Genomic DNA, 358 nt, shown 5'->3' with positions numbered 1-358 from the left:
TGGCTACGTAGCTCAGTTGGTTAGAGCACATCACTCATAATGATGGGGTCACAGGTTCGAATCCCGTCGTAGCCACCATCTTTTTTGCGGGAGTGGCGAAATTGGTAGACGCACCAGATTTAGGTTCTGGCGCCGCAAGGTGTGCGAGTTCAAGTCTCGCCTCCCGCACCATTCACCAGAAAGCGTTGTACGGATGGGGTATCGCCAAGCGGTAAGGCACCGGTTTTTGATACCGGCATTCCCTGGTTCGAATCCAGGTACCCCAGCCATCTTCTTCGAGTAAGCGGTTCACCGCCCGGTTATTGGGGTATCGCCAAGCGGTAAGGCACCGGTTTTTGATACCGGCATTCCCTGGTTC

3 tRNA genes are annotated in these 358 nt (G+C 54.5%); all 3 read left to right on the top strand.

The features are described 5' to 3' along the window. Position 1: 1 nt before the first annotated feature. The 3 genes from HEN33_RS25625 (at position 2) to HEN33_RS25615 (ending at position 269) form a co-directional block, all read left to right on the top strand. Positions 2 to 78 (top strand) — tRNA-Met (locus HEN33_RS25625). An 8-nt stretch (positions 79 to 86) separates the two neighbouring features. Further along, positions 87 to 171 (top strand) — tRNA-Leu (locus HEN33_RS25620). Positions 172 to 194: 23 nt separating this feature from the next. After that, a tRNA-Gln gene (locus HEN33_RS25615) sits at positions 195 to 269 on the top strand. The last annotated feature ends 89 nt before the right edge of the window (positions 270 to 358 follow it).

The sequence above is a fragment of the Escherichia sp. 94.0001 genome (assembly GCF_013369155.2).
GTDB lineage: Bacteria > Pseudomonadota > Gammaproteobacteria > Enterobacterales > Enterobacteriaceae > Escherichia > Escherichia coli_F.
Note: the sequence above shows the minus strand (reverse complement) of the source record. Positions and strands in the feature narration are given on the sequence as shown.